Below are 990 nucleotides of genomic sequence, written 5' to 3' on the forward strand. Positions count from 1 at the left end.
TTCTTCTCACTCTTAAGGAACAAACGGAACGGAGAACCCCCCAACTGGCTCAAACCCAAACCACCAAACTACATCAAGGGAGAAGGCTTAATAGTCCTCAGAAACGACCAATACAAAATTGAAGGAAACAAACTAATCCTCAAAGGCCTCGGAAAGTTCAAACGCCTCGAAATTCAATTCAAGGGGAGAATACACTTAAAGGGCAAGCAAGGGTGATTAGAAATAACTTACGACACCGTTAAGCGGAAATGGTATGCTCATATTTCATAACACGGTGGAGGGAAGGCTTTATGGTCAAGAGTGGGTTGAACTCCCAAGACAGCCCTTGGGCAACCTTTCAGCGGGAATTGACCTTGGAGTAAACAATTTAATGGCCGTTTACGTTGAGAACGGGGAAAGCTTCTTAGTGAACGGGAGACCGCTTAAGAGCATTGATTTTTACTGGCAAAAACGGATAGCAGAGTATCAGTCCAAAATCAATAAATCGGGAGCTAAAAAGAGTAAGAAACTCTCAGGAATGCACTTGAAGGCTAAACTCCAGGCGAGGCACTACATTAACACGAGGGTGAGACAAACAGTTGAAAAGCTCTACCAGATGGGTGTTTCAAGGATTGTTGTTGGCTATCCGAAGGGCATCAGTGGGAACTCCAACAAGGGTAAAAAGCAGAATTATCTCCTCTCCCACGTCTGGCGGTTTAATTACGTTATCAAACGCTTGAAGGAAGTTGCTGGGGAGTATGATATTCGGGTTTTGGTTGTGGACGAGGTTTTCACGTCTAAGCGTTGTCCCGTCTGCGGGAGGCCTCACGAGGGGGCTCGCTTCCTTCGTGGTTTGTTTAAGTGTCCCGAGACGGGGCTTGTCTTCAATTCAGACTTGGTTGGGGCGTTTAATATTTTGAAGAGGGCTGTGGGAACGATAACCCTGAACTTGGGCGGTTTGTACGCTCAAGGGAGGGGTAATTGGGAGAMSGTCCCGGAGGGTTGAAGACC

At 46.8% G+C, this 990-nt stretch carries 1 pseudogene; it reads left to right on the forward strand.

From position 1 onward, the window contains the following. Positions 1-985: pseudogene (locus APY94_RS12790) on the forward strand (RNA-guided endonuclease InsQ/TnpB family protein); the annotation flags it as partial. Between the last annotated feature and the right edge of the window lie 5 nt (positions 986-990).

The sequence above is a fragment of the Thermococcus celericrescens genome (genome assembly GCF_001484195.1).
GTDB classification, from domain to species: Archaea; Methanobacteriota_B; Thermococci; order Thermococcales; family Thermococcaceae; genus Thermococcus; species Thermococcus celericrescens.